The 26,482-nt window shown below is 57.8% G+C and carries 24 protein-coding genes; 3 read left to right on the top strand and 21 right to left on the bottom strand.

Going from position 1 to position 26,482, the window contains the following annotated elements; translation table 11 throughout:
- The first annotated feature begins 65 nt into the window (after window positions 1–65).
- On the top strand, window positions 66–821 hold the full coding sequence (locus AVCG78_RS06175) for a hypothetical protein (RefSeq protein WP_071206700.1): 756 nt from the start codon (window positions 66–68) through the stop codon (window positions 819–821).
- On the opposite strand, the gene AVCG78_RS06170 is transcribed toward AVCG78_RS06175, so the two are convergent.
- Window positions 806–1,258: a type II toxin-antitoxin system RatA family toxin gene (locus AVCG78_RS06170; RefSeq protein ID WP_071206701.1), complete on the bottom strand. Its 453-nt coding sequence runs from the start codon at window positions 1,256–1,258 to the stop codon at window positions 806–808. The two genes, AVCG78_RS06175 and AVCG78_RS06170, sit on opposite strands and share 16 nt — an antisense overlap.
- 243 nt (window positions 1,259–1,501) lie before the next feature.
- Here AVCG78_RS06170 and AVCG78_RS06165 point away from each other — a divergent pair, with 243 nt between their 5' ends.
- Complete coding sequence (locus AVCG78_RS06165) at window positions 1,502–2,827, top strand: MFS transporter (RefSeq protein ID WP_071585104.1); 1,326 nt, start codon at window positions 1,502–1,504, stop codon at window positions 2,825–2,827.
- A gap of 17 nt (window positions 2,828–2,844) precedes the next feature.
- Here AVCG78_RS06165 and AVCG78_RS06160 read toward each other — a convergent pair whose 3' ends face one another.
- The 18 genes from AVCG78_RS06160 to AVCG78_RS06075 form a co-directional block, all read right to left on the bottom strand.
- Window positions 2,845–3,414, bottom strand: coding sequence for a P-loop NTPase family protein (locus AVCG78_RS06160; protein WP_071206703.1), 570 nt, complete (start codon window positions 3,412–3,414; stop codon window positions 2,845–2,847).
- Between the two features lie 2 nt (window positions 3,415–3,416).
- Window positions 3,417–3,992, bottom strand: a complete 576-nt coding sequence (locus AVCG78_RS06155; RefSeq protein ID WP_071206704.1) for a P-loop NTPase family protein — start codon at window positions 3,990–3,992, stop codon at window positions 3,417–3,419.
- A gap of 10 nt (window positions 3,993–4,002) precedes the next feature.
- Complete coding sequence (locus AVCG78_RS06150; protein WP_234796172.1) at window positions 4,003–4,419, bottom strand: DUF4279 domain-containing protein; 417 nt, start codon at window positions 4,417–4,419, stop codon at window positions 4,003–4,005.
- A 35-nt stretch (window positions 4,420–4,454) separates the two neighbouring features.
- Window positions 4,455–5,426 carry a lipoyl synthase gene (gene lipA, locus AVCG78_RS06145; protein ID WP_015915933.1) on the bottom strand — a complete coding sequence of 324 codons (972 nt, stop codon included), beginning with the start codon at window positions 5,424–5,426 and terminating at the stop codon, window positions 4,455–4,457.
- Window positions 5,427–5,464: 38 nt separating this feature from the next.
- Complete coding sequence (locus tag AVCG78_RS06140; protein WP_015915932.1) at window positions 5,465–5,713, bottom strand: GlsB/YeaQ/YmgE family stress response membrane protein; 249 nt, start codon at window positions 5,711–5,713, stop codon at window positions 5,465–5,467.
- 70 nt (window positions 5,714–5,783) lie between these two features.
- Window positions 5,784–7,229 (bottom strand): dihydrolipoyl dehydrogenase, encoded by a 1,446-nt coding sequence (gene lpdA / locus AVCG78_RS06135; RefSeq protein WP_071585102.1) that lies wholly within the window; start codon window positions 7,227–7,229, stop codon window positions 5,784–5,786.
- 77 nt (window positions 7,230–7,306) lie between these two features.
- Window positions 7,307–7,573, bottom strand: a complete 267-nt coding sequence (locus AVCG78_RS06130; RefSeq protein WP_015915930.1) for a YdcH family protein — start codon at window positions 7,571–7,573, stop codon at window positions 7,307–7,309.
- 103 nt (window positions 7,574–7,676) lie between these two features.
- Complete coding sequence (locus tag AVCG78_RS06125; RefSeq protein WP_071206706.1) at window positions 7,677–8,315, bottom strand: SGNH/GDSL hydrolase family protein; 639 nt, start codon at window positions 8,313–8,315, stop codon at window positions 7,677–7,679.
- Between the two features lie 63 nt (window positions 8,316–8,378).
- Window positions 8,379–9,713: a pyruvate dehydrogenase complex dihydrolipoamide acetyltransferase gene (locus AVCG78_RS06120; protein ID WP_015915928.1), complete on the bottom strand. Its 1,335-nt coding sequence runs from the start codon at window positions 9,711–9,713 to the stop codon at window positions 8,379–8,381.
- Window positions 9,714–9,728: 15 nt separating this feature from the next.
- On the bottom strand, window positions 9,729–11,114 hold the full coding sequence (locus AVCG78_RS06115) for a pyruvate dehydrogenase complex E1 component subunit beta (protein ID WP_071206708.1): 1,386 nt from the start codon (window positions 11,112–11,114) through the stop codon (window positions 9,729–9,731).
- 20 nt (window positions 11,115–11,134) lie between these two features.
- Window positions 11,135–12,181 (bottom strand): pyruvate dehydrogenase (acetyl-transferring) E1 component subunit alpha, encoded by a 1,047-nt coding sequence (gene pdhA / locus AVCG78_RS06110; RefSeq protein WP_071206709.1) that lies wholly within the window; start codon window positions 12,179–12,181, stop codon window positions 11,135–11,137.
- 201 nt (window positions 12,182–12,382) lie between these two features.
- Window positions 12,383–12,694 (bottom strand): FtsB family cell division protein, encoded by a 312-nt coding sequence (locus AVCG78_RS06105; protein WP_015915925.1) that lies wholly within the window; start codon window positions 12,692–12,694, stop codon window positions 12,383–12,385.
- Between the two features lie 181 nt (window positions 12,695–12,875).
- Entirely contained in the window at window positions 12,876–14,150 is a 1,275-nt protein-coding gene (gene eno, locus AVCG78_RS06100; protein WP_015915924.1) for a phosphopyruvate hydratase, read from the bottom strand.
- A gap of 86 nt (window positions 14,151–14,236) precedes the next feature.
- On the bottom strand, window positions 14,237–15,091 hold the full coding sequence (kdsA, locus tag AVCG78_RS06095) for a 3-deoxy-8-phosphooctulonate synthase (protein WP_070150871.1): 855 nt from the start codon (window positions 15,089–15,091) through the stop codon (window positions 14,237–14,239).
- Window positions 15,088–15,939 (bottom strand): VOC family protein, encoded by an 852-nt coding sequence (locus AVCG78_RS06090; protein ID WP_071585101.1) that lies wholly within the window; start codon window positions 15,937–15,939, stop codon window positions 15,088–15,090. Before AVCG78_RS06090 ends, kdsA begins: the two co-directional genes overlap by 4 nt.
- A gap of 28 nt (window positions 15,940–15,967) precedes the next feature.
- Window positions 15,968–16,648, bottom strand: a complete 681-nt coding sequence (locus AVCG78_RS06085; RefSeq protein ID WP_071585100.1) for a GntR family transcriptional regulator — start codon at window positions 16,646–16,648, stop codon at window positions 15,968–15,970.
- A 99-nt stretch (window positions 16,649–16,747) separates the two neighbouring features.
- Window positions 16,748–17,968, bottom strand: coding sequence for an amidohydrolase family protein (locus AVCG78_RS06080; RefSeq protein WP_071206712.1), 1,221 nt, complete (start codon window positions 17,966–17,968; stop codon window positions 16,748–16,750).
- A 95-nt stretch (window positions 17,969–18,063) separates the two neighbouring features.
- On the bottom strand, window positions 18,064–19,263 hold the full coding sequence (locus tag AVCG78_RS06075) for an amidohydrolase (RefSeq protein WP_071585098.1): 1,200 nt from the start codon (window positions 19,261–19,263) through the stop codon (window positions 18,064–18,066).
- Between the two features lie 247 nt (window positions 19,264–19,510).
- Between AVCG78_RS06075 and AVCG78_RS06070 the strand changes: the two genes are divergently transcribed.
- Window positions 19,511–21,070, top strand: coding sequence for a gamma-glutamyltransferase family protein (locus tag AVCG78_RS06070; protein ID WP_071585097.1), 1,560 nt, complete (start codon window positions 19,511–19,513; stop codon window positions 21,068–21,070).
- A gap of 288 nt (window positions 21,071–21,358) precedes the next feature.
- Here AVCG78_RS06070 and uvrB read toward each other — a convergent pair whose 3' ends face one another.
- Both uvrB and AVCG78_RS06060 read right to left on the bottom strand, forming a co-directional pair.
- Window positions 21,359–24,364 (bottom strand): excinuclease ABC subunit UvrB, encoded by a 3,006-nt coding sequence (gene uvrB, locus AVCG78_RS06065; protein WP_071206715.1) that lies wholly within the window; start codon window positions 24,362–24,364, stop codon window positions 21,359–21,361.
- A gap of 140 nt (window positions 24,365–24,504) precedes the next feature.
- Window positions 24,505–26,442: a putative bifunctional diguanylate cyclase/phosphodiesterase gene (locus AVCG78_RS06060; protein ID WP_139191562.1), complete on the bottom strand. Its 1,938-nt coding sequence runs from the start codon at window positions 26,440–26,442 to the stop codon at window positions 24,505–24,507.
- Between the last annotated feature and the right edge of the window lie 40 nt (window positions 26,443–26,482).

Below are 26,482 nucleotides of genomic sequence, written 5' to 3'. Positions count from 1 at the left end.
GCAGTGTATGCTCCCTTTGAATTAACCTTTTTATTTGCGTCACCCGATTTAACAGGTGAATTTGGATGAAGTTTTGGAAGCTTTTCAAACACGCATTAAAACTGACATTTAACAATTGGTTCGCCGCGATAAAGATTACGGCACCATTTATCGCAATAGCCTTATCGCTTAAGGCCCTGACTATTGGTTATGCGGGCTTCGTCACCGTTGAGAACGACGCAATTTTGCGGGCTATGCTTATCGTTTCTGAATTGTATGGCTTCGTAAGTTATCTTTGGATTGCGGTCGCCTGGCATCGCTTTATCCTGATTGATGAATATCCACGGCTTATGCCGCGATTTCATGGTGCCCGCATCGTATCCTACTTCTTGAAAGGCTTGTTGATTGGCCTGTTGGTGATAATGGTCGCCATACCCATCGTCCTGTTCAATCTTATTGCCCGCGACATCAGATTTCTGGACCTATTTTTCATTCTGTTGTCATTTGTCGCGACTTTCGGGCTTATCACCATGGCAACGCGTCTGTCGACGCTTCTGCCAAGCGCGGCACTTGGTACATCCATGACAATAAGAGAGGCTTGGGATGCAACCAGGGCGGAAAATCTCGCCTGTCTCGGTGTCGCTGTGATGTTGTATGTCATCGCCGTTCCTGTTCTGGTGACAACATATCTTCTCCGCGACGGTCCTATCGTCCTCAGTATATTATGGGAAACGATATCCAGCGCTTTCCTGATGATGATTAGCCTATCCGTCATCACCACGCTTTACGGACATTACATCGAGAAGCGGCCGATAGGTTCGGGCACTCAGACGGTGCCATAAACCTTATTGGCCCGGGTCTCGAAGGCCTCGGAAAACATCCGGAACGCCCGGTCGAACATCGAGCCCATCAGGGCACCGAGAATCATGCTTTTGAACTCGTAATCGATGTAGAAATTCACCGCGCAGGTGCCATCGCCGAGGTCTTCGAAACGCCAGCGGTTGTCGAGATATTTGAACGGGCCTTCCAGATATTTGACATCGATAGCCCGCTCGTCCGGCTTCAGCAGCACTTGCGAAACGAAGGTTTCGCGGATCGCCTTGTAACCCACGGTCATATTGGCGATCAGCAAAGTCTTGCCATCGCGCTCCTTGCGCGATTGCACGGCAAGTTCCTCGCAAAGCGGCACGAATTCGGGATAGCGCTCGACATCGGCGACGAGCTCATACATGCGATCGGCTGAGTGCTGGACAATACGGCGGGTTTCAAACTTCGGCATAAGCCGCACTTAATCCTGCGCAACGGCAAGATCAAGAAGCCACGCCTGTGGTTTGGAAAATTTACAGGGAAATTCCTCAAAACCGCAGTGTGACATAACATCCTGATAAAAACTCACAGCAATTTGAAACCAAAATTTCCGGTTGCTGGCAAGGTCTCGCCTGAGGTGCTAGCCTTCCCTCATTCAAAGTCAAAAAGTCGCTAAGCTGTTTTAGAATCGAATTATTTTAGCAAGGAACCGCCAATGGCCGCTCCCTCGACCAATGACAACGTAGCCACCCATAAACCTCTTCAAGGCAAGGAACTGCGCAAGATCATGCTGGCCAGCGTGATCGGCACCACCATCGAGTGGTACGACCTGTTCATTTTCGCCACCGCCTCGGCTCTGGTGTTCAACAAGGTGTTCTTTCCCAGCGTCGATCCGCTGGTGGGTACGCTGCTGGCTTTCAGCACCTTCGCCTCGGCCTATCTGTCGCGCATGGTGGGCGCAGCCCTTTTCGGCCATTTCGGCGACAGGCTGGGGCGAAAATCGACATTGATGCTATCGTTGAGCCTGATGGGTCTTGCCACATTCGCCATCGGCCTGTTGCCCGGCCATGAAACACTCGGAGTATGGGCGCCTGTTCTCCTCGTCGTGCTGCGGCTTTTGCAGGGGCTGGCCCTGGGTGGCGAATGGGGCGGAGCCGTGCTTCTGGCGGTGGAACATGCACCGCCAAACAAGCGTGGGCTTTACGGGTCCTGGGTGCAGATCGGCGTTCCCGCCGGTACGTTTCTGGCCAATTCCGCCTTCCTGGTCTTATCCTCGGTCCTCTCGGAACAAAGCTTCCTGCTCTGGGGTTGGCGAGTAGCGTTTTTGATCAGTATTGTGCTCGTCGCCATCGGGTTCTACGTGCGCATGTCGGTGAGCGAAACGCCAGCATTTGCCCGCCACAGACAGCAGGCAGAGACGCAGCGCCTGCCGCTCGCCGATCTGTTGCGACGGCATTGGGCAAAGGTTCTGCTTGGCGGGTTTGCCACCCTATCCATTGGCTCGTCTTTCAATCTGATCGCGGTATTCGGCCTGTCCTACGGCACGCAGACGCTGCATTTTCCCAAGCAGCAGGTCTTGGCGATGATCCTGATCGCCTGCGCGGTCTGTGTTGTGCTTCTACCGCTGTTTGGCGCACTTTCGGACCGGGTCGGCCGCCGGAATGTCATTCTCGCCGGGATCTTTGCGGAAATCCTGTTTGCCTTCCCGATGTTCTGGCTGATGGACCATGGCGGTTTGCCGGGCGTGCTCCTCGGCTTCCTGCTGATGATGACAGCCTTTGCCGCCAATTTCGGACCGATTGCCACCTTTCTGTCAGAACTGTTCGAGACCGGCGTGCGCTATACCGGCCTGTCGATCTGCTACATGCTGGCTGGCGTGCTGGGCAGCGCAATGACCCCGATCATCACCGCCTGGCTGGTGGCAACGACCGGCAGCGCCGCGTCCGTAGCGTGGTATATCATGGGAGCCTCCGCCGTTTCCGCAGCGACTTTGCTGATCCTCTCCAGCAGCAGGCAACCGGCGGCAGCGTTTGCGGCATAAAAATCGGAAGAAGCGCCCTACCCCGAAGCGCCGATGAGGTCGAGAAGACGTGTGACCTCTCGGCGGGATTTCAGCACCAGAACCGGAACGTCCGGGCCGTGAAGATCGAAATTGCGGATGAAGATCGGTGCGTGCTTGCGCTCGAAATTCCAGATGTAAGAAAGAAATTCCCGATCAGGCAACGGCTCTTCGCAGCCTTCGGCCATGGCAATGCGGACTTTGCCATAGTTACGCCAGACGCGCCCGGCGATGCCGCGAAGGCAAGCCATCCGAGACATTTTTACCCAGATCACCAGATCTGTCCGAGGTAATCGCAAATCGAACGTCGAGGGACTACTTCCGTCCATTACCCAACGTTCATGTGAGACCAGTTCAGCAATAATGTCTCGCTGAGCCTGTCTGTCTCTTTCTCGCCAGCCGGGAAGCCAACGGACATCGCGATCAATCGATTGATAGTCGAGATCAAAGCGAGACGCGAGCTTTTGCGACAACGTGGTTTTGCCACCTCCCGAACAACCGACGACCATGATCCTGTTGCTGCGGCCAAGAAGATCAGCGGCGGCGGACATATCCACGTAACGCACCATGTCTACCTCCGCTGGCACCCGTCTAAAGCCGTTAAAAACTCATTTGTCTGCCGGTGCGACCTGAGAACGACGACCGGCAGATCGGCCCGCGCATTTTCAAACTGTGTCTGAAATTGCGGTACTTCGCGCGCCTCGAAATTCCAGACATATTGAAGAAACGGCCAATCGATCTTTTCAGGACATCCCGGCGCCATCTCTGGCCTGACCGTGCCGCGATGTTTCAGCCAACGCGACAGAACACCGTAGATCGAAACACGGCGCGGCGGACGCATCCAGATGACCATATCGGCACGCGCCAGCCGGACTGCCAGGCTGCAGGGGCTGTTGCCGTCGATAATCCACCGCTCACCGGCGACAAACTGTTGCATCAGTTCAATCGCTTCCGGCCTGGGCCGTAGCTTCCAACCGGGTAGCCAGAAGACGTCGCGATCCATGGAGATATAATCGAGGCCCAGCCGCTGACACAAAATTTGCGATAGTTTGCTCTTGCCGCTGCCGGAGCAGCCGACCACGCAGATGCGCTTGGCATCCCGACACATAACAGCAGCATCATTGAAATCTTCGACGTAAAAAACCATGCCGCCGCTCTCAGTTTTCCTCCTCCGAGCCGGAAAAGGAGTACATATCAAGATCAAGGGATATTTCATGCTGAGCCAACAGCTTCATGACAGCCGGCGATAGTCCCAAGCCTGCATTATACTCATCAAGAAAGAGACCGCAAAAAAGCTCCACCTTGAACCTGCTGGCAAGCGTCCGAAACACGTCAGGAGTTACCGGTACTCTCGACAGGAGGTCGAAAATCGCCTCTTCAAAATCATCCGTTTCGAAGTCATCGACATGAAAAGTCCAAAGGCCGGTTCTGCCAATCAGCGGATTACCTTTCGGAGTTTTCCACTGATCTCCCTTACGATAGGCAAAACACGGCGCAATGCCCAGAAGGCTGGTGACTTCATCTGGATCAAGATCATCACCGGCAATCCTGAGCGAGATCCTGAACCGCCTCACGCTCGCCAAATGACCCATCCTTTACCCTGAGCGCGTTACTCCGCAGCCGCCAGCAGCTTCTTTTCTCGGTTGGCCTTCAGCCGGGCAAAATCGTCACCGGCATGGTGGGAGGAGCGGGTGAGCGGGCTGGAAGCAACCATCAGGAAGCCCTTGGTATAGGCGATATCCTCATAGGACTTGAATTCTTCCGGCGTCACGAAGCGTTCCACCTTGTGGTGCTTGCGGGTCGGCTGGAGATATTGGCCGATGGTCAGGAAATCCACGTCTGCGGTGCGCAGGTCATCCATCAATTGCAGCACTTCGTTGCGCTCTTCGCCAAGGCCGACCATGATGCCGGATTTGGTGAACATTGTCGGATCGAGTTCCTTGACCCGCTGCAACAGCCGCACCGAGTGGAAGTAGCGGGCGCCCGGACGCACGGTAAGGTAATTGCCTGGAACGGTTTCCATATTATGGTTGAAGACGTCTGGCTTTGCAGCAACGACACGCTCCAGCGCACCAGGCTTTTTCAAAAAGTCCGGGGTCAGGATTTCGATGGTCGTGGCGGGCGAAGCTTCGCGGATCGCCCAGATAACCTGTTCGAAATGCTCGGCACCGCCATCGGCCAGGTCGTCGCGGTCTACGGACGTGATGACCACATGCGACAGGCCCATCTGGCGCACGGCCTTGGCCACATTGGCAGGCTCTTCGCGGTCAAGCGCATTCGGCTTGCCGGTCGCCACATTGCAGAAGGCGCAGGCGCGGGTGCAAATCTCACCCATGATCATGAAGGTGGCGTGCTTCTTTTCCCAGCACTCGCCTATATTCGGGCAGCCAGCTTCTTCGCAGACGGTGACCAGCTTGTGGGAGCGCACCAGTTCGCGGGTTTCCTGATAGCCCTTGGAGGTCGGAGCCTTCACCCTGATCCATTCCGGCTTGCGCAGCACTTCGGTATCCGGCTTGTGAGCCTTTTCCGGGTGGCGGATGCGCTTGTCGTCCGGCTTGGTTCTATCGAGGATGGTAACCATCGTGTTTCCTTTGCCGCCGATGAGCGGCTTTTAAGTATTTATTTCCGCACCAGCTTGGCGACGAACAGCAGAATGCAAGCACCGATAAAGCTGGTAATCAGATAGCCAACCCAATCGCTGGCGACGAAAATGTCAAAGCGCCGGAAGATGGCATTGGCGATGACCGAGCCGATAATGCCGATGACAATGTTCATGAAAATGCCGAAGCGCATGTCCATCAACTTGCCTGCCAGCCATCCGGCCAGACCACCCACGAAGATCGCCGTCAACCAGCCCACATTTTCCATCGTCTATCCTCTGTTGCCCGCCCCTATATAGCGAGCCGGGCAATGTCTCGCAATGTCACTGTCCGCTGCGTCAGGCGTTCAGCACCTTGCCATACGCATCAAGCACGCTTTCCTTCATCATTTCCGACAGGGTCGGATGCGGGAAGATGGTGTGCATCAGCTCTTCTTCTGTCGTCTCCAGGTTCATGGCGACCACGAAGCCCTGGATCAACTCGGTCACTTCCGCGCCAACCATATGCGCGCCGATCAATTCGCCGGTCTTCTTGTCGAAGATCGTCTTGATCATGCCATTGTCTTCGCCAAGCGCGATGGCCTTGCCATTGGCGTTGAAATTGTAGCGACCAACGCGGATCTCGCGGCCCTCGGCCTTGGCCTTGGCTTCGGTGAGACCGACGGAGGCGACCTGCGGATTGCAATAGGTGCAGCCAGGGATCAGAGACTTGTTCATGGGATGAACATGCGGCAGACCGGCAATCTTCTCGATGCAGACCACGCCTTCATGTTCGGCCTTATGGGCCAGCATTGGCGGACCGGCGACATCGCCGATGGCATAGAGGCCCGGCACATTGGTCTTGCCATAGCCGTCGATGACGATGCAGCCACGATCTGTCTTGACGCCCAAAGCTTCCAGACCGAGATTTTCGATATTGCCCTGCACGCCGACAGCCGAGATCAGCCGGTCAGCGGTGATCTGCTGCACCTTGCCATCCTTGGTCTCGACATGGGCGGTTATGGAATTGGTACCCTTTTCGACCTTGGAAACCTTGGCCTCGGTGATGATCTTCAGGCCGCGCTTTTCCAGCGCCTTGCGGGCGATGGTGGAGATTTCCACGTCCTCGACCGGCATGATATTGGCCATCAGCTCAACCACCGTCACATCCACGCCCATGGAGCGGTAGAAAGAGGCGAATTCGATGCCGATGGCGCCAGAGCCCATCACGACGATGGATTTCGGCATGAAATCCGGCTTCATCGCCTCGAAATAGGTCCAGATCAGCTTGCCATCCGGCTCAATGCCAGGAAGTGCGCGCGGACGGGCACCAGTGGCAACGATAATATGCTTGGCAGTATAGGTGCCCTCACCCAACACGCCCTTCGGAACCGGATTTTGCGGCTGCACGGCAGGCTTGGACGATGCGCCGACGACGATCTCGTTTGGCTTGGTGAGCTTGGCTTCACCCCAGATCACATCGATCTTGTTCTTCTTCATCAGATAGGCAACGCCGCCGTTGAGGCGGGCCGATACGCCGCGTGAGCGGGCAACAACGTCTTTCACATCGGCGGTCATGGTGCCGTTCAGCGTCAGGCCGTAGCTCTTGGCGTGATTGGCGTGATCGAGAATTTCCGCCGACCGCAGCAGCGCCTTGGTGGGGATACAGCCCCAGTTGAGGCAGATGCCGCCAAGATGCTCGCGCTCGACAATGGCGATTTTCAGGCCAAGCTGGGCTGCACGGATCGCAGTCACATAGCCGCCAGGGCCGGACCCGATGATGATGACGTCATAAGCATTCGACATGGGCGCTTCCACTCCTCGGTTTCCTTGGGGTTGCGCCTTTCGGCCCAACCCGTGACGGGACTGGAAGCGCAACCGGCTTATAATGCCGGTGTCTCGGCCTCCGGTTCGTGACGAACCAGCATCCCGTAGATTTCGTCCTTGAGCCGCATCCGCTTCTTCCTGAGGTCTTCCATATGGAAGTCGTCGAGCGGCTCTATATCGGTTTCAGCGCGGTGAACCTGCCGGTTGATCTCGTGATAGGCATCGAACAGCCGGACGAAATGACCGTCCGTTTCCTTCAAATGCCGCATCAGGGTCACAAATTCCGGAAATTCCTCTGCCAGTTCATGCGGAGTGTTGGACATGATCTTTCCCCCTTCAAGGTTGCAAGATCATTTTAAACCCGCCGCATGGTCATTCCTTGATTCCAATCAACCCGCGTTACCGTCGATGCTTTACTTCACACCTTCACAGGCCCAGCATCATCCGCACCACCGGCTCCAGACCGCGCCCGATGGCGCGGGTATTGTCAGCATCGAGATGAATGCCATCCAGCGGCGTGGTCTTGGCCACCGAACCGGCATCGAAAAAGCCGCTACCCAACTCATCCGCCGCATCGCGGTACATGCTGGCCAGCATTCCGCCTTCTTCGATGGAATGATTGAACATCGCTCCGAACATCACATTGGCGGTTTCGCGGATCGGCGGAGGCGAGACAATCAGCACATCCGGGCCTTCGAAATCAAAACCCCAGTCATGCTGATGGACCAGCTTGACCAACCGCTTGATGCCAGCAGTCGCTCCAATCGCCGTTCCCTGAATGCCGCGCTTCAAATCATTGGTACCCAGCATCAGGATCACCAGATCCAGCGGCTTGTGGGTTTCAAGAATACTCGGCAACAGCCTCACACCATTGCGGTCGCAATCCGCCAGATGATCGTCATAGGCCGTCGTGCGCCCGTTCAAACCTTCGGCGATCACCCTGACACCATGACCAAGCGCCTTTTGCAACACGCTGGTCCAGCGGTCCTCATGGGCGTGACGGCCAAGGGCGACTGGGTCATATCCCCAGGTCAGACTGTCGCCGTATGCGAGAACGGTTTTCATTCGTGGCCCACCTTGCGGAAACGAGAGGGGAAAGGTGAATATAGCCACCCTTCCCCAATTTCATCAGACCAGCATGCCCATCGGGTTTTCGATGTAGCGTTTGAACGCACCGAGAAGTTCGGCACCCAAGGCTCCATCGACCGCACGGTGGTCGGTGGACAGCGTGACGGTCATGACATTGGCGATTTTCATTTCGCCCTTCTTCACGACAACGCGCTCTTCACCAGCGCCAACAGCCAGAATGGTCGCATGCGGCGGGTTGACCACGGCGGCGAAGTTCTTGACGCCCATCATGCCCATGTTGGAGACCGCTGTTGTGCCGCCCTGATATTCCTCGGGCTTCAGCTTGCGGCTCTTGGCGCGTGCGCCCAGATCCTTCATTTCGTTGGAAATGGCGGACAGGCTCTTCAACTCGGCCTGGCGGATGATCGGGGTGATCAGGCCGCCCGGGATCGACACAGCCACGCCGACATCGGCATGCTTGTGCTTGACCATATTGGTATCCGTCCAGGAAACGTTGGCATCCGGCACATCGCGCAGCGCCAGCGCCATGGCCTTGATGACCATATCGTTGACCGAGAGCTTGTAGACCGGCTTGCCATCCTTTTCGGGAGCGGCGGTGTTGAGCTGGGCGCGAAGGGCCAGCAGGGCATCCAATTCGCAATCCACGGAGACGTAGAAATGCGGAATGGTTTGCTTCGATTCCTGCAAGCGCTTGGCGATGGTCTTGCGCATGCCGTCATGCGGCACAAGCTCGTAGGAACCTTCGGCAAACAGCTTGAGCACGGCGTCGTCAGACATGCCCTTGGCCAGCACCGGAGCAGGTGCAGCGCCAGACGCAGCCGGAGCGGCAGCAGGCTTGGCACCACCGGTGCTGACAGCCTTTTCGACGTCGCTCTTGACCACCCGGCCCTTCGGACCGGTACCGGAAATCGCCTTAAGATCAAGACCGGCTTCCTTGGCGAGACGACGGGCAAGCGGCGACGAGAATACACGGTCACCGGAGGCGGCTGCCGGAGCAGCGGCCTGGGGGGCCGCAGCAGGAGCATCCGCCTTGGCAGCGGGAGTTTCGGCCTTCGGAGCTTCGCCCTTGGGTGCCTCAGCCTTTGCCGGAGCAGATGCACCGCCGCCAGCCGCAGCAGCCGAGACATCCTCGCCTTCAGCGGCGAGAATGGCGATCAGCGCATTGACCTTGACGCCTTCGGTGCCAGCGGCAACGACGATCTTGGCAACGACGCCTTCATCGACCGCTTCCACTTCCATGGTTGCCTTGTCGGTTTCAATCTCGGCGATCACGTCGCCGGACTTAACGGTATCGCCTTCCTTGACCAGCCACTTGGCCAGATTGCCCTCTTCCATCGTGGGAGAGAGGGCCGGCATGGTGATATTGATCGGCATATGCCTCGCCTCCCCTTATTTGTAGCAGACGGATTTAACGGCCTGGACCACTTCGCCGACATTCGGCAGAGCGAGCTTTTCAAGGTTGGCCGCGTAAGGCATCGGCACGTCCTTGCCAGCCACGGTCAGAACAGGCGCATCGAGGTAATCGAAGGCTTCGCGCTGAATGCGGTTGGCCACGAAATCGCCCACGGACGACTGCGGATAGCCTTCTTCCACCACGACCAGACGACCGGTCTTCTTGACCGATTCGATTACCGTCGGCAGATCCATCGGACGGATGGTGCGCAGGTCAATCAGTTCGACATCGATGCCAAGCTTGGTCAGCTCTTCCACGGCCTTGGTCGCATAGGTCATGCCAATGCTCCAGGACACGACGGTGACATCCTTGCCGGTCTTGTGAATCCGCGCCTTGCCGATTGGCAGAACGAAATCATCCAGCTTCGGCACATCAAAGCTGTGACCGTAGAGAATTTCGTTTTCGAGGAAGACCACCGGGTTCGGATCGCGGATCGCGGCTTTCAGCAGGCCCTTGGCATCGGCTGCCGTGTAGGGCGAAATCACCTTCAGGCCAGGGATCTGGCTATACCATGCGGCATAGTCCTGGCTGTGCTGGGCACCAACGCGGGCCGCAGCGCCGTTCGGGCCACGGAACACGATGGGCGCACCCATCTGACCGCCGGACATGTAGAGCGTCTTGGCAGCCGAGTTGATGATCTGGTCAATCGCCTGCATGGCGAAATTGAAGGTCATGAACTCGACGATTGGACGCAGGCCCGCCATGGCGGCACCCACGGCCACACCGGCAAAACCATGCTCGGTGATCGGGGTATCGACCACGCGACGGTCGCCGAATTCGGCAAGCAGGCCCTGGGTGATCTTGTAGGCACCCTGGTATTCCGCCACTTCCTCACCGATGATGAACACATCGTCATTGGCGCGCATTTCTTCAGCCATGGCTTCGCGCAGCGCTTCACGCACTGTCATCGACACCATTTCCGTTCCGGCCGGAATGGACGGATCGCTGGCAGCGCTGGAAATCGGCTGAGCCGGAACAGGCGCGGAAGCAGAACCGGTTTCGGTCGGCTTTTCTTCCTGCGGAACGGCTGGTGCCGCTGCTTCTTCAGCCTTGGGAGCGGAAACGTCGGACGCGCTTTCGCCATCCTGCAACAGCACGGCAATCGGCGTGTTGACCTTGACATTCTGGGTTCCGGCTTCAATCAGCAGCTTGCCGATCACGCCTTCATCCACGGCTTCCACTTCCATGGTTGCCTTGTCGGTTTCGATTTCGGCGATCACGTCGCCGGACTTGACGCTATCACCTTCGGCTTTCAGCCATTTGGACAGCGTGCCCTCCTCCATTGTCGGAGACAGGGCGGGCATGAGAATATTGATTGGCATGGGCTAACCCTCCCTCTCGCTTACAACAGGATGTCGGTGTAGAGCTCGGATGCATCCGGCTCCGGATCGGCTTGGGCAAAATCGGCGCTGTCGGCGACGATATCGCGCACGTCCTTGTCGATCAGCTTGAGATCGTCTTCGCTGGCCCAACCCTTTTCCAGGAGACGCAGCCGGACCTGTTCAATCGGGTCATGCTCAGAGCGCATTTTCTGCACTTCGTCCTTGGAGCGGTATTTGGCTGGGTCGGACATGGAGTGACCGCGATAGCGATAGGTTTCCATTTCCAGGATGACCGGCCCCTTGCCGGCGCGGCAATGCTCAACCGCCTGCACGGCAGCCGCCTTGACGGCGCGGACATCCATGCCATCCACCTTGAAGCCGGGAATGTTGAAGGACACGCCGCGCTGGGAGAAATCCGTCTGCGCCGAGGCGCGGGCAACGGAGGTACCCATGGCATAACGGTTGTTCTCGATCACATAGATCACCGGCAGGTTCCACAGGCGCGCCATGTTGAAGCTCTCATAGACCTGGCCCTGGTTGGCCGCGCCATCGCCGAAATAGGCGAGAGAGACATTGTCATTGCCACGATACTTGTTGGCGAAGGCCAGACCCGTGCCAAGCGACACCTGGGCGCCGACGATGCCGTGACCACCGTAGAAATGCTTCTCCTTGGAGAACATGTGCATGGAGCCGCCCTTGCCCTTGGACAAGCCGCCGCGACGTCCGGTCAGTTCGGCCATCACACCGCGTGCGCTCATGCCGCAGGCCAGCATATGGCCGTGGTCACGATAGCCGGTAATGACTTGATCGCCGAGCTTCAGCGCCATCTGCATGCCGACGACGACAGCCTCCTGGCCAATGTAGAGGTGACAGAAACCGCCGATGAAGCCCATGCCGTAAAGCTGACCGGCCTTTTCCTCGAAGCGGCGGATCAGAAGCATTTCGCGATACGCTTTCAGCTCCTTTTCGCGGTCGAATTCTTCAATCGTCCCCACAGCGAAATCGCCCTTTGCAGGCTTTGCTGCCGGTTTGCGGCTCGAAGCAGTCGCGTTTTTGCGCGGCGCCATTCATCCCTCCCTGAGTTGTGTAAGGGTTTTTGATTGGCACACACCATATGCAAGAATGGGACAGGCCGCAATGCATTAAATGCATGCCTTCCATTCCGTATAAACACCAGATTTTTAATAATTTTTTGCGATTAACTTGATTTCAGTTAATCAACGATCCCCTAAATATGACGGGCATTGTCGCCAAAGATGTGATCCACACTAGCGATTGAAAATCACGATCTCATCAGGACGAGACATATTCAGCTGATATCGGGCTTTTTCATCGATCATATCGCGTTCAAGCGAGCCGTCGCTGAGCAGTTTTACTTGAGTTTCCAGCTTTTTGCGGTCGTGAATGAGCGCTGCCAGTTCCTTGCTGCGCTCGGCCCGCACCACATCGAAATGCTCACCGGCCTTCAATCCGTAATCACCATGAATGCTGTGATAGCCGAAATAGCCGATAAAGGCGATGGTAACGGCAGGAAGCACCAGGCGTCCAAATTTACGGTTCTTATGGTGACGTGTCCACATTCTCGATTTGGCCTTGCAACGCACAACATCTTTGCAGAGACATTAGAGCCATTTGCTTAACCGAGTATTGACCTTGTTACGAAAAAGTTCGGCATCCCCTCAATGCAAAAAGCCCGCACCGTTTGCGCGGCGCGGGCTTGAGAGAAGGGCGGTTGCGGAACGAGCGGCTCCGCCAGCGGCATCAGGCCTTCAGAATGGACGTACCGGCATAAGCGGCCTGCGGTCCCAGCAGTTCCTCAATGCGGATCAGCTGGTTGTACTTGGCCAGCCGGTCGGAACGCGACAGTGAGCCGGTCTTGATCTGCCCGCAATTGGTGGCAACCGACAGGTCGGCAATGATCGAGTCTTCGGTTTCGCCGGAACGATGCGACATGACGGCGGTATAGGCGGCCTTGTGCGCGGTCTCAACGGCATCCAGCGTTTCCGACAGCGAACCGATCTGGTTGACCTTGACGAGGATCGAGTTAGCGACACCCATGCGGATACCGTCGCGCAGGCGGGCGGAGTTGGTGACGAACAAGTCGTCGCCAACCAGCTGGGTCGTCGCACCGATCTTGTCGGTCAGGTATTTCCAGCCGTCCCAATCGTCTTCGCCCATGCCGTCTTCGATGGAGATGATCGGGTATTTGGCAGCCAGTTCAGCCAGATATTCCGCCATGGCTTCCGGCTCCAGCGTCCGGCCTTCGCCTTCCAGAACGTATTTGCCGTCCTTGAAGAATTCGGTCGAAGCGCAGTCGAGCGCCAGATACATGTCTTCGCCTGGGCGGTAGCCAGCCTTCTCAATCGATTTCATGATGAAATCAAGAGCTTCCGGCGCACTTTTCAAGCCCGGTGCGAAGCCACCTTCATCACCGACATTGGTGTTGAAGCCCTGTGCCGAGAGTTCCTTCTTCAGCGTATGGAACACCTCAGAGCCCATGCGCACGGCATCACGGATATTGTCCGCGCCGACAGGCATGATCATGAACTCCTGGAAGTCGATCGGGTTGTCGGCATGCGCGCCGCCATTGATGATGTTCATCATTGGCACAGGCAGGATGCGGGCGTTCGGACCACCGACATAGCGATAGAGGGGCAGGCCGGAGGCTTCGGCAGCGGCCTTGGCCACGGCCAGCGACACGCCGAGAATGGCGTTGGCACCGAGGCGCGACTTGTTTGGCGTGCCGTCCAGCTCGCGCATGATCGTGTCGATCTGGATCTGGTTTTCAGCGTCATGGCCGCCGATGGCGTCATAGATTTCGCTGTTGACGGCTTCGACCGCCTTTTCGACGCCCTTGCCCAGATAACGCTTGCCGCCATCGCGCAGCTCAACGGCTTCATGGGCGCCTGTGGAAGCGCCCGACGGAACCGCAGCGCGGCCCATGCTGCCATCTTCCAGATAGACATCGACTTCGACGGTCGGATTGCCGCGGCTGTCGAGAATCTCGCGGGCAATAATGTCGGTAATAGCGGTCATGGTCACTCCCTGCTGTAAAGGCTGAACAAGGCTCTGTTCGCCCTGTCTTAGCCGATGAATTGAAAATTACAATGACATGGTCCAGGTCAGGCCGCCTTGGTGACGGCGTCAAACGCCAACAGCTTTTCCAGCAAACGCTCAAGGTCCTTCAGGTAAACCATATTGGGACCATCGGACGGGGCATTGTCTGGGTCCTGATGCGATTCGATGAAGAGGCCCGCCACACCAACGGCCACTGCGGCGCGCGCCAGTGTTTCGACGAATTCGCGCTGGCCACCGGTCGAGCCGCCCTGCCCGCCCGGTTGCTGTACCGAGTGCGTGGCATCGAAGATCACCGGCGCACCCATGCCTGCCATGATCGGCAGCGAGCGCATGTCGGAGACCAGCGTGTTATAACCGAAGGAAGCGCCGCGCTCGCAGAGCATCACATTGGGATTGCCCGAGAGGGTAATTTTTTCCATGACATTTTTCATGTCCCAGGGCGCCAGAAACTGACCCTTCTTGACATTGATCGCCCTCCCGGTCTTCGCCGCAGCAATCAGAAGATCGGTCTGGCGGCACAGGAAGGCCGGGATCTGCAACACATCGACCACTTCAGCCACTTCGGCGCACTGGTCTTCGCTGTGAATGTCTGTCAGGACAGGAAAGCCGAATTCCTTTTTAAGGTCGGCAAAAATCGCCAGACCCTGCTCGATGCCAATGCCGCGCCCAGCTTTCAGCGAGGTGCGGTTTGCCTTGTCGAAGGAGGATTTATAGACAAGGCCAATGCCGAGTTTGTCGCAGATTTCCTTGATCCCGCCCGCCATCATGAAGGCGTGCTCGCGGCTTTCCATCTGGCAGGGACCGCAGATCAGCGAAATTTTCGCACTGTTGGAGAAGGAGACCGTCTTGGCGCCTTCGCCAATGGTGACGGTTGCATTCGGCAGGGCAGAAGCGGTCATGGCGTATTCTCCTCAAACAGAAAGGCAACGCCCTGTCCGGGCGCGGCCGGGACGGTAATGCCGCCCGCTAGTCTCTCATGGGCAACGCCATTAGCAGCCAGAACCGCCGCTGTCACCTCAAGATCAGCAACCGTAAACACCAGTGCCTCGGCCACCAGGGCCTTGTTCTTCGTCTCGCCGGAAATGATTTCTATCGACAGATTGGCGGCGTCGAAGGCCAATCCATTGGTGGTCTCTCTGGCTGCTACGCCCAATATGGTTTGTAACCAACTGGCATAAAGCGCTGGCTTCGGCGCATAGAAAAACACCCGCGTCAAACCGACGACGCCATTGGCATGGGTTTCGAGCGCTTTCCTGTCAGCGGGCAACGGATTGACCCGCTCGCAGGCAAACAGAAAGAACGGCTCAACCTCCCGCGCTGAAAAGGCAAGGTGAAAGCGGGCAACAGTCTCGCTCCCATCCGGCAGCCGCATGGGCCTTGAAAATTCCAGCATGTCGCCACCTGTCATCCCGGCCGCGACAAAGGCCGCATGATCCGCCTTGGCGTCCTGCGATGCGGTAACAATCGCCGAGAGACCCTGGCTACACACTTGCCTGAAGGTGCGATCACGCGCGATGAAGACATTGCCCTTGGCAATGGCTGCGTCCACAGCCTCATGGTCGTTGATCGCCAAGGGCTCCAGATAGATCCCATCAGCCAGGAATAGGCAAGCATTGACCGTGCCGAAGGGATGGTGCCCATCCGGTGCGACTGTAAAGCCAAGAGCGGTCAGGCGGCTTCGCGCCGCCTCCAGCGTTTCCACCGGAAGCACCAGATGATCGACAAGACGGGCATTTGTATTCGACATGCTAAAAACTCACTATGGAGCGGAGACATTAGTTGGTATCGAGCTTCGGCGGCGTAAAATCAAGCAGGTCGTGGCGATAGGTTTCCACCACCATGCTGATCGGCGTTCCATCCGGCACACTCAGCAATGCCTTGTGCTGGAGAACATATTCAGGCACCGACAAGGGATCGCCGCTGGCCGGTGGCACCACACTGCCCATCTCCCATCCGTCCGGCAATGGCTTCCACAAAAGCTCGGCGGATATCGTGTGCCGCTGGAAATGCAAAGGCTGCACCACACGACCGAACGCACCGTCCGTCGTGTCGAGCACCTTGTTCATGTCATCCGTCAGCCTGGCCGGCACATACCAGTTGTCGGCTTCGGACAGGATACGGTCGCCGCATTTCAATCGCACCCGGCGATAGCCGACCTTGTCACCATCCGCGACCTTGAGGGCGGCGCGAATCTCTCCCGTGGCGGGCTTGTCGACATCCTTTACCCGCTCTGCTGTGATTTTTGCTCCATCCGCCAGCTTATGGGTGCTGCACCAGCGGTCCAGCGTCAGCGTGGCACTGTCATGGCTCAGCAGGTCGGCATTCAGCGTTTGCAATACGGCCAATGCCTGCAACCGCGACACAGGCGTATCCGGCCAGGAGGCGGGCGCGGCGGCAAGGCTCGGGTAAGAAACGGTCATGGCAGCAACCACAGCTGGCAGGAACAACAAACGCATGCAAACTCCTGAAATAGAAAGTAAATTCCCGATAGAAAGTCGGGCGGACATCAGCACGCAAACATGACGGAGAGATGACCGCGTGCTGACATTCCGACGTTACCGATAGAGCTGCGGCGGCTTGCGTTCGAACGTCTTCACACCGTTTTTCCAACCAGTAACCGCCGGTGCAATCGTCGCCACGGCCTCGGCACCTGAGACGGCATCAAACAGGACAAGATCAGCCACAGCCCCAACCTTAAGCTGTTCATCCAGCCCCATCAGCCGGGCCGGATAGCGAGTGATCATCTCGAAGACCTGGTTCAGATCCGCAGGCGTCGCCAGTTGGGCAACATTGGCGTAGAGATTGGCCATGCGCATCAGCGAGACATCGCCAAACGGCGTAAACGGGTTGAGAACATTATTGGTGGAGATGGTGACATTCACCCCCTGGCGGGCCAGAAGATGCGCCGGAGCAACTCCCCTTGGGCAAAGATGATCGATATCCCGACCGGTCAGAAACAGGTCGGTGGCGGGCAGAACCGTCACGGTAATACCCGCCTCGGCCAATTGCTTTGCCACCCGCTCCACTTCGTCGGGAGAAATTGCGGAAAGCTTGGTGACATGGCCAACGGACACCTTGCCTTGATAGCCACGCGCCAGCGTCTGGGCAATGACCGTCGGCAGGTTGGACCCGGAAGGATCGAGATCGAAATCAAGGTGAAAATCGACAGGCACATCGAAGCGTTGCGCGAGCTCGAAAATACGGGAAATATGCTCGGCGGGCCTTGGATCGGTGTAAGGGCAGCCACCAATCAAATCGGCCCCTTGCGACAGGGCGATTTCCAGCATCCGCTCGTTTTCCGGCTCATTGGTCAACCCTTCCTGGGCAAAAGCGCAGATTTCGATATCGACCAGATGGGCGTAATCGGTCTTCAGCTTGCGGATCGCCGAAAACGACCGGAAACCCGCGCGCGGATCGATTTCCACGAAGGTCCTGATCCGGGTCGTGCCTTGGACGATGGCCCGTTCCACGACATCGGCGGCGCGGGCATAGACATCTTCCTCGGTAAAGGCCTGCTTGGCTTTCGAGGTCTCCGACACGGCTTCCGCCAGCGTTCCGCTACACACCCGGCAGCGCCCGATGATCCCTGCCTTGTCGAGATGCAGATGGGTTTCGATCAACCCGGCGCAGACCAACCGGCCTGCCGCATCCTCTTGCGGCGCATCACAGCGGAAATCCGCTTCCAGCGCAACGATCCGCCCCGCCTCAAAGGCGATGTCCAGCGGCTGCGCCGACAATGGCAGCCTGGCGCGGCGCAACACGAAATCAATCGCCATGCGTTTTCATTTTCCTTTCCGACTGACCCATCATCCGTCTCTGCCGCATGAAATTTATTCCCACCCGCAACCAATATCCCATGCACGGATGACAGTCATGAGGCGACGAGATTGCCATTGCTGGCAACCAGCACACCTGCCTTAAATACCATGCGCTCCATCGGACGCGCCGCCACTGCTTCGGCAATCGAGGCAACCGGCAGAATGATGAAATCGGCGGGACACCCTTTGCCGAGTGTCGCATTGCTGCGTCCTAAAACCTCAGCCGAGAGGGTACTGACAAGCGCGAAAGCATGTTCAAGGTCGGCATCGGCGCGAAAGTTCTGCCGGTCGCAGAGAATGCTCGCCCGCTCCAAAAGATCGCCATTGCCGAGCGGCGACCAGGCATCGCGGATATTGTCATTGCCGGAAAACACCCGCACGCCCGCAGCTTTCAGCCGCTTGATCTGCGGCATGCTGGTATCGCCGGGGCCGGTGGTCATGATCGCCACATCGGCGCGCGCCAGCGCTTCTGCTGTGCGCCCGAAATCCATATCATCCAGCGCGCCCAGGCAATAGGCATGACTGACGGCGCATTTGCCCTGAAGCCCATGTGCCAGAGCGCGCTTGGCGATCTGGCGGATTTCGAAAGCCCCGAGCGGGCCCGGATCGTGTAGATGCAGATCCACCCCCACGCCGTGACGTCCGGCGATAGCAAAAATCGCGTTCAGGTGGCCGGTAATGTCATCATCTATCCCGGCTGGATCAAGACCACCGATCAGGTCCGCACCCGCCTTGACCGCCTGCTCCAGCAGATCAGCAGTGCCGGGATCGGCCAGCACGCCGGACTGTGGAAACGCCACTGTCTGAATATCGACCAGATGAGCATGGCTTTGCTTCAGGGACAATATGGCTTCTAGCCCTGCCAACCCGACTTCCGTATCGATATCGGCATGGCTACGGCAGGCGACGGTGCCATAGGTGGCCATCTTCTCCAGCAGCTTAGCCCCACGCACCTCGACCGGCAAAGGCAGCGAGCGGCGCAGCGCTTTTTCGGCCCGGATCCGCTCGGCGACCGTGCCTCCGGGAATATGGGGAATGAACGGCATGCCGATCAGCGTCTTATCCAGATGCACATGACCATCGACCAGGCCCGGCAGGACCAGACCGCCACGAGCATCGATGCGCGGTTTTTCCGTTGAAACGCCCTCACCCGCCGCCGGGCCGATAGCGGCAATTGTAGACTCGGCAATAACGATATCAACGGGATCACCGAGACCATTGCGGGCATTGAAAACGACGAGAGTGGCGCTCATGGGAGGATCGGCTTTCAGACAGATGGGCAATCGCACGGCCAAACAGACAGGTAAAATACGGGTCGGATCATGGCGTATTTCCTGGCCGGAGGCGAGGTTTAAAGCAAAGTCAGGATTGCGGTAATTTGGTGTTCCGTGTCAGGCTTGGGGTTGATTATTCCCCGCCTCTTGCCGGAACGTACCCATGCCCTCTGCATCTCATACCATTTCCCCCACGACACACGCTGCTTCCGGCCCTGACTCTGGAATGGTCACCAGCCCGCATCCCCTGGCAAGCGCTGCCGGACTGGCTGTTCTGGAGCGTGGCGGCACGGCAGCGGAAGCCGCCATCGCCATGGCCGCCGCCATGGCCGTCGTCTACCCGCATTTCTGCGGCCTGGGCGGCGACTCAGTCTGGATTCTGGCCGACCGGCAAGGTCGCCAGACTTGTTTTATGGGGATCGGTCAGGCAGCCGCAAAGCTACCGGAATTTACCGGTGACAGTATTCCGCTGCGCGGTCCGCTTTCGACCCTGACCACCGCCGCCACTGTTGATGCCTGGGAGACCGTTCACCGCTATTCCATTGAGTATTGGGGTGGCAAACAGGTGTTCGGCGACCTGTTGCAGGATGCCATTCATCATGCGCAACACGGTTTTCCGGTCAGCCGCTCGCAAGGATTCTGGCTCGATATGCGCAAGGATGTGCTAGCCGACTGGCCGGGCTTCATCAACCTGTTTTTCAACAATGGACAACCCTTTGCCACGGGAGAGGTCTTTCGCCAGCCAGAGCTGGCCCGCTCCCTGGTGGATATTGCCAGCCATGGTGCGCGCAGTTTTCACCAAGGCACCCTGGCCCAGCGTATCGCCGATGGGCTTCGGGCCGTTGGGTCGCCAATAACCCTTGCCGATCTGACAGCCACACGCACGCGGCAGGTGGAACCGGCGCGTCTATCCTATCGCGGGCTGGAGCTTCTCGCGCCGCCGCCGCCGACACAAGGGATCTCCACTCTTGCGATCATGGGCATTCTCCAGCATTTCGACCTGTCCGCCCTCACCCCCGGCAGCGCCCAGCATCTGCATCTGGTGGTTGAGGCGGTGAAACAGGCTTTCCTGACCCGCGACCGGATCGCCGATCCGGATTTTGCCAATCAACCCGTGCGGGAATGGCTGTCGGCAGAACGATTGCAACAGGCAGCCAGGGCCATCAACCCAGACCGGGCGCTGGACTGGCCGCATCCCTACCGAACCGGGGACACGGTGTTCTTCGGCGCGACTGACGCTGCGGGACAAAGCGTCAGCACGTTGCAAAGCACTTATTTCGATTGGGGCAGCGGCGTTGTCGTCGGCGATACCGGCATTCTCTGGCAAAACCGGGGTGCGGCCTTCTCGCTTGATCCGAAAAGCCCGAATTTCCTGCAACCGGGAAAAAGACCGTTTTATACCCTCAACCCGGGACTTGCACTACGCGACGGCAAACCGGCCCTGATCTATGGTACCCAAGGTGCAGACGGCCAACCGCAGACCCTGGCCATGCTGCTGACACGGCTGATCGATTATGCGCAACCTCCGGCGCAAGCCTTGGCCGGACCACGGTTCTTACTGGGCAAAACATTTTCCGACAGCCGCGACAGTTTGAAAATCGAAGCCGATTGCGGCCAGCCCGTCCTCGATCGTCTCGCCGATCTCGGCCACCAGATCGCACCCATTGAGCCGCAAAGTCCAATCGCGGGCCAGGCAGGCGTTATCGCCATCGCCCCAGATGGCAGCCTGGCAGGCGCTCACGACCCACGCGGTGAAGGTGTGGCGCTCACCCTCGGCGAGCGTTGACCAATTGCGTTGAGATAATCGACAAAGGTTTGGGACAGAATTTCGGAAACAACCGCCGCGCAAGCTAGATCCTATAGCATCGTACCGGTTTGGGTTTTTACACGATGCTATAGGATTCAACCGAAAGGGGGGCTTTTCGGTTGAATCCTGTTTTCATCTATCTGGAGATGTGTCAACGGTTTTTACGTTTTCTAACAAAATTTAGAGACCTTTAATGCCTCACGGAGACACCGCGTTTCTCTATCTATTTGTTTTTACGAATTTTCGGACCGGAAAATACAACTTAATTCACCGTCCCGGCTTGCCAGTTTTCCCCTTGGTGCGTGTCTTGCGTTTCTGATCCCCGGCATCTTCATAGGAACCGACCCCAGATTTGGCGCGAACGATGGGGCGTGGATCGTCGATTTTGGAATCGCCGATTTTCGGAACCGGCTTTTCAGGAAGCTTGCCGGGAACAGGCTTTTCCGTCCGCCCAACAGTCATTTCATCCAGGCTGTTCTTGCGAAACAGTGGCTTGGCCGTGTCCGTGCCAGGACCCATGTCATCCAGGGATGGCTTGGCGAAATAGGAGCCAGTTTCACTGGAATCCTGACGGGAAACATCGGTTGCACCGCTAGCAGGCTGGCCTGCCACCGCTTGCTCTTGCGCCCGGGCCGCTGCCTTTTCGCCGGGATCACCCATGCTGGCCAGTTCGACTTCTTTCAAACGCTTGATTTCGTCGCGCAAACGGGCTGCGGTTTCGAAATCGAGATCGGCGGCGGCATCGCGCATCTGCTTTTCCAGCGCCGAAAGATGGGCTTGGAGATTGTTGCCGACCAGATGACCGCCGGCGGCAAAGCCCTTGCCGCTTGCCCCGGAAATGTCGGCACGCACATGGTCGCGCTCATAGACCGAATCGAGAATGTCGGAAATTTTTGACTTGACCGATTCCGGCGTGATCCCGTGTTCGAGATTGTAAGCCACCTGCTTTTCCCGGCGGCGCGACGTCTCGTCCATGGCACGCCGCATGGAGCCGGTGATCTGGTCCGCATAGAGAATGACCTTGCCATCGACATTACGCGCCGCACGGCCAATGGTCTGGATCAGCGAAGTTTCCGAGCGCAGGAAGCCTTCCTTGTCGGCGTCGAGAATGGCGACGAAGCCGCATTCAGGAATGTCCAGCCCCTCGCGCAACAGGTTGATACCAACCAGCACATCGAAGGCACCGAGCCTGAGATCACGCAGGATTTCGATGCGTTCCAGCGTGTCGATATCCGAATGCATATAGCGCACCCGCACGCCCTGCTCATGCAGATATTCCGTCAGGTCTTCGGCCATGCGCTTGGTCAGCACCGTTACCAGCGTGCGATAGCCCTTAAGCGAGGTTTCCTTGATCTCGCCCAAGACATCATCAACCTGGGTCTTGGCGGAGCGCACTTCGACCGGCGGATCGATCAGGCCGGTTGGACGAATAACCTGCTCGGCAAACACGCCGCCCGATTGCTCCAGCTCCCAACTGCCGGGCGTCGCCGAAACCGCAACGGTTGGTGGACGCATGGCGTCCCATTCCTCAAATCGCAATGGCCGGTTATCCATGCAGGAGGGCAGCCGGAAGCCGTATTCGGCCAACGTCGCCTTGCGCCTGAAGTCGCCACGATACATGCCGCCGATCTGGCTGACGGAGACATGGCTTTCATCGATGAACAGCAAGGCATTATCGGGAATATATTCGAACAGCGTCGGCGGCGGTTCGCCTGGTGCGCGGCCCGTCAGGTAGCGCGAATAGTTTTCAATGCCAGCGCAGGCGCCGGTCGCTTCCATCATTTCGATATCGTAGCGGGTCCGCTGCTCCAACCTTTGCGCCTCCAGCAGCCGCCCGCCCTTTTCCAACTCCGCCAGCCGCTGCTTCAACTCCTCCTTGATCGCCTTGATCGCCCCGTTCAGCGTCGGGCGCGGCGTGACATAGTGCGAATTGGCATAGATCTTCACCGACTTCATATCGCCGGTCTTGTGGCCGGTCAGCGGATCGAATTCGGTAATTGCATCAATTTCATCGCCAAACATCGAAATCCGCCAGGCGGCATCCTCCAAGTGGGCGGGGAAGATTTCAATCGTATCGCCCCGCACCCGGAAAGAGCCGCGCACGAAATTGATGTCCTGCCGCTTGTATTGCTGGGCCACGAGGTCGGCCAGCAATTGCCGCTGATCGATCCGGTCGCCGACCGACATCTGGAAGGTCATCGCCGTATAGGTTTCGACCGAGCCGATACCGTAGATGCAGGACACCGAGGCGACGATAATGCAATCGTCGCGCTCCAGGATGGCGCGGGTGGCTGCATGGCGCATACGGTCGATCTGCTCGTTGATCGAGCTTTCCTTCTCGATAAACGTATCCGAACGCGGCACATAGGCTTCCGGCTGATAGTAATCGTAGTAGGAAACGAAATATTCCACCGCATTGTCGGGGAAAAAATGCTTGAATTCCGAATAGAGCTGGGCCGCCAGCGTCTTGTTCGGCGCCAGAATCACCGCTGGCCGCTGGGTCGCCTCGATCACCTTGGCCATGGTGAAGGTCTTGCCGGAGCCGGTTACGCCGAGCAGAACCTGACTGCGCTCCCCGGCATTGATGCCTTCCACCAGATCCTTGATTGCCGTTGGCTGATCGCCCGCCGGTTCGTAATCCGACACCATGCGGATCGGGATTCCCCCCTCGGACTTTTCCGGCCTGGCGGGCCGATGCGGCGCCCAGATCTTACCACCCTTGAACAGCGGATTGCCGCTTTCAATCAGCGCTGACAGCGCCTCTACGGTCGCCGTCACAGCGCCGGGGGCAAGGCTCTGCGCGTCTTCAAGCGACGTGTCCATGCCAGAAACAGGATTAAGACCGGCAGCGGCGCGCGTGGCCGGATCGGAAGATGCGCCGATCGACACGCCGCGTGAGGTGCGCATGGCGCTGCCGCCGTCTTCGCTCTTGGCCTTGGCAGTGCGACCGGCCTTTACGGGGTCGGCGGCCCCAGTCTTGCGGCCCGTGCTCTTCTCAAGCGCTATCTTTTCGGCATGCCTGCGCGCTTCGATTTCGATCTTCTTGCGATGCTTGCCAGCCTTGGAGGCGAGTTCCCGTTGGCTTTCAATCCCCCCGGCTTCCGCTTCCGCTTCCAGCTGCTTCACCCAATCTGCGACACTCCCGCTCAAGGGCGCTCCTTCAAAAGCTGCCTGCGGTGCCTCTTCAAACCCACCGGCATACGGCGATCCTGCCTCATCCTGCGATGGGTTGTCATTGTTACGGACGGGAGATTTTTTCGGAGATCTGGCCATGGTCCGAATATGGATAAGACCGCAGGCAAAGTGAAGTGCGCCAGACGAAAATCAGAACAAAAAAGCAACAATTTCGCTAAAGTTTTTATCCCTTGGCATTCTCGGAAAAACCAAGGGATCATGTCCCTGACTGGCCTCCCTCAGGCCACGGCGCGCCGTGATTTTTTCTCACTCAGTTGCTTTTTTTTAAAGTCGAGCCATTTGGGCAGCATATCGGCGGGCATAGGCCGGGAGAAATGATAGCCCTGGCCTATCGTGCAGCCGATTTCGGTCAATGTCCTGGCATCCGCCACCGTTTCTACGCCCTCCGCAACGATATCAACACCCAGTGCGCGGCCGAGACCAACCAGGGCGACAACAAGCGCCTTGTTCTTTGGAGAATTACTGATACCGGTGACAAAACTGCGATCGATCTTCAACCGGGTGATCTTCAGGCTGATCAAATAGGCCAAGGACGAGTATCCCATGCCGAAATCATCTACCGTCAGTTTATAGCCGCTATTTTCAAGCCGGGTCAGTTGTTCACCCGCGACCGCCGGATCCAGAATGGTTTCCTCGGTAATCTCCACTTCCAGAAGGTTCCGACTGACACCATAGGCAGTGGTAATCCGGTCCAGCATGACTGATACGTCATAGAGCGCAAATTCGCGCGGCGATACGTTCAAGGCGACAGCCGTCTCCGGCATGCCTAGCTCTTTCAGCCTGTTGAGCAGCTGGCAGATATTTTCTGTCACGAAACCGGTCAACGCCTCACACATCTGCATGGCCTGGGCGGCATTGACGATTTCAGGCGGGGCAATCGCCCCGAACTCTGGATGGAACCAGCGAACCAGCGCCTCGAAACCGACGATCTTGCCCGTCGCGAGATCGACCTGTGGCTGGAACCAGGTCTCAAGCGCAGTGTCGCGAAGTGCTGCCGGCAGGTCCTGCTCGATACGCCGTTGGCGATCGATGCGCTGTTTGATCTGATGATCGAATTCCCGCAATTGACCGCGACCGTCCTGCTTGGCATCCGATAAAGCCATGCTGGCACAGGTAAACAGCCCGTCACCATTTTCCGCATGGTCGGGAAAAAACGCAATCCCGGCGCTCAAACCAGGACTGACCTGAGTGCCATGGACGGCAATAGGAACCATAGACGCGGCGATAACGGTCTCAGCAAGCGCTCGGCAATCCTGCCGCACGTCGCCGTTCCGCAACAGAATTGCAAATTCATCACCGCTGATCCGGGCTGTGACGGCATCACCACCGGCGGCATTTTTCAACCTCTGCCCCAGGATCGCCAGAAACTGGTCTCCACCGCGATGACCAAAAGCATCGTTGATCAGCTTGAACCGATCGACATTGACCAATAACAGGCCAATTTCCCGGTTTCCGACTTTGGCAGCAGCAATTTCCCCCGCGAGTCGTCCATTGAAGTAGATCCTGTTGAACAGCCCCGTCACGGGATCACCGTTGGCCAGAACCTCCAGCCGCAAATTCTTGTGGTGAATGTCCTCATTGGCAATGGTCAGCGATTGCGTCGCGGCCTGGCTGCTCAGCTTGGCCATTTCGCTTTCCATAAATGTCCTGTCCGCCTTCAACAGCAGATGCGACATGAATATGGCCAATACGATGAAATTAAACGTGGAGACGGTCGCAATGATGCCACCATGAATCGCGAAATTCCACAATATCGCTAAAATCATCGGAATACAGTAGCTGAAGGCGACCTGACTGGTGCCGGCCTGGCGGAACATGGCTGTCGCCACCAGACCGCCGATAACCACCAGAATAGACGCATCACGGCCCAGCAAGTCCATATCGACCACCGCTGTCGGCAGTAGAGCCCAGACGATCCCTTGCAGACAGGCCGTGATGCACATCAGCCGAAGCACGTCATCCGGATTGGAAGAGGCATAGTGACGGTGCAGCAGATGGCGCGACAACAGGAAGCGAAATAACGTCGCGACAGCCAACGCTGTCATCCAGCCGACAACGACACTCACGTTATTCGCCTCGGCCAGAAGCAGAATGGACGTGGATAGCCCAGCCATCACATTGTAAACTGCCGCTGTTCCGCTGCCATGCAATGCCATGGACGCCCGCGCCTTATGGGCAGACGACAGCAAAAATGCT

It is taken from the genome of Gillisella vitis (genome assembly GCF_021559775.1).
Taxonomy (GTDB): Bacteria; Pseudomonadota; Alphaproteobacteria; order Rhizobiales; family Rhizobiaceae; genus Allorhizobium; species Allorhizobium ampelinum.
The sequence above is the reverse complement of the archived record's forward strand: the minus strand, read 5'-3'. Positions and strand labels throughout refer to the sequence as shown.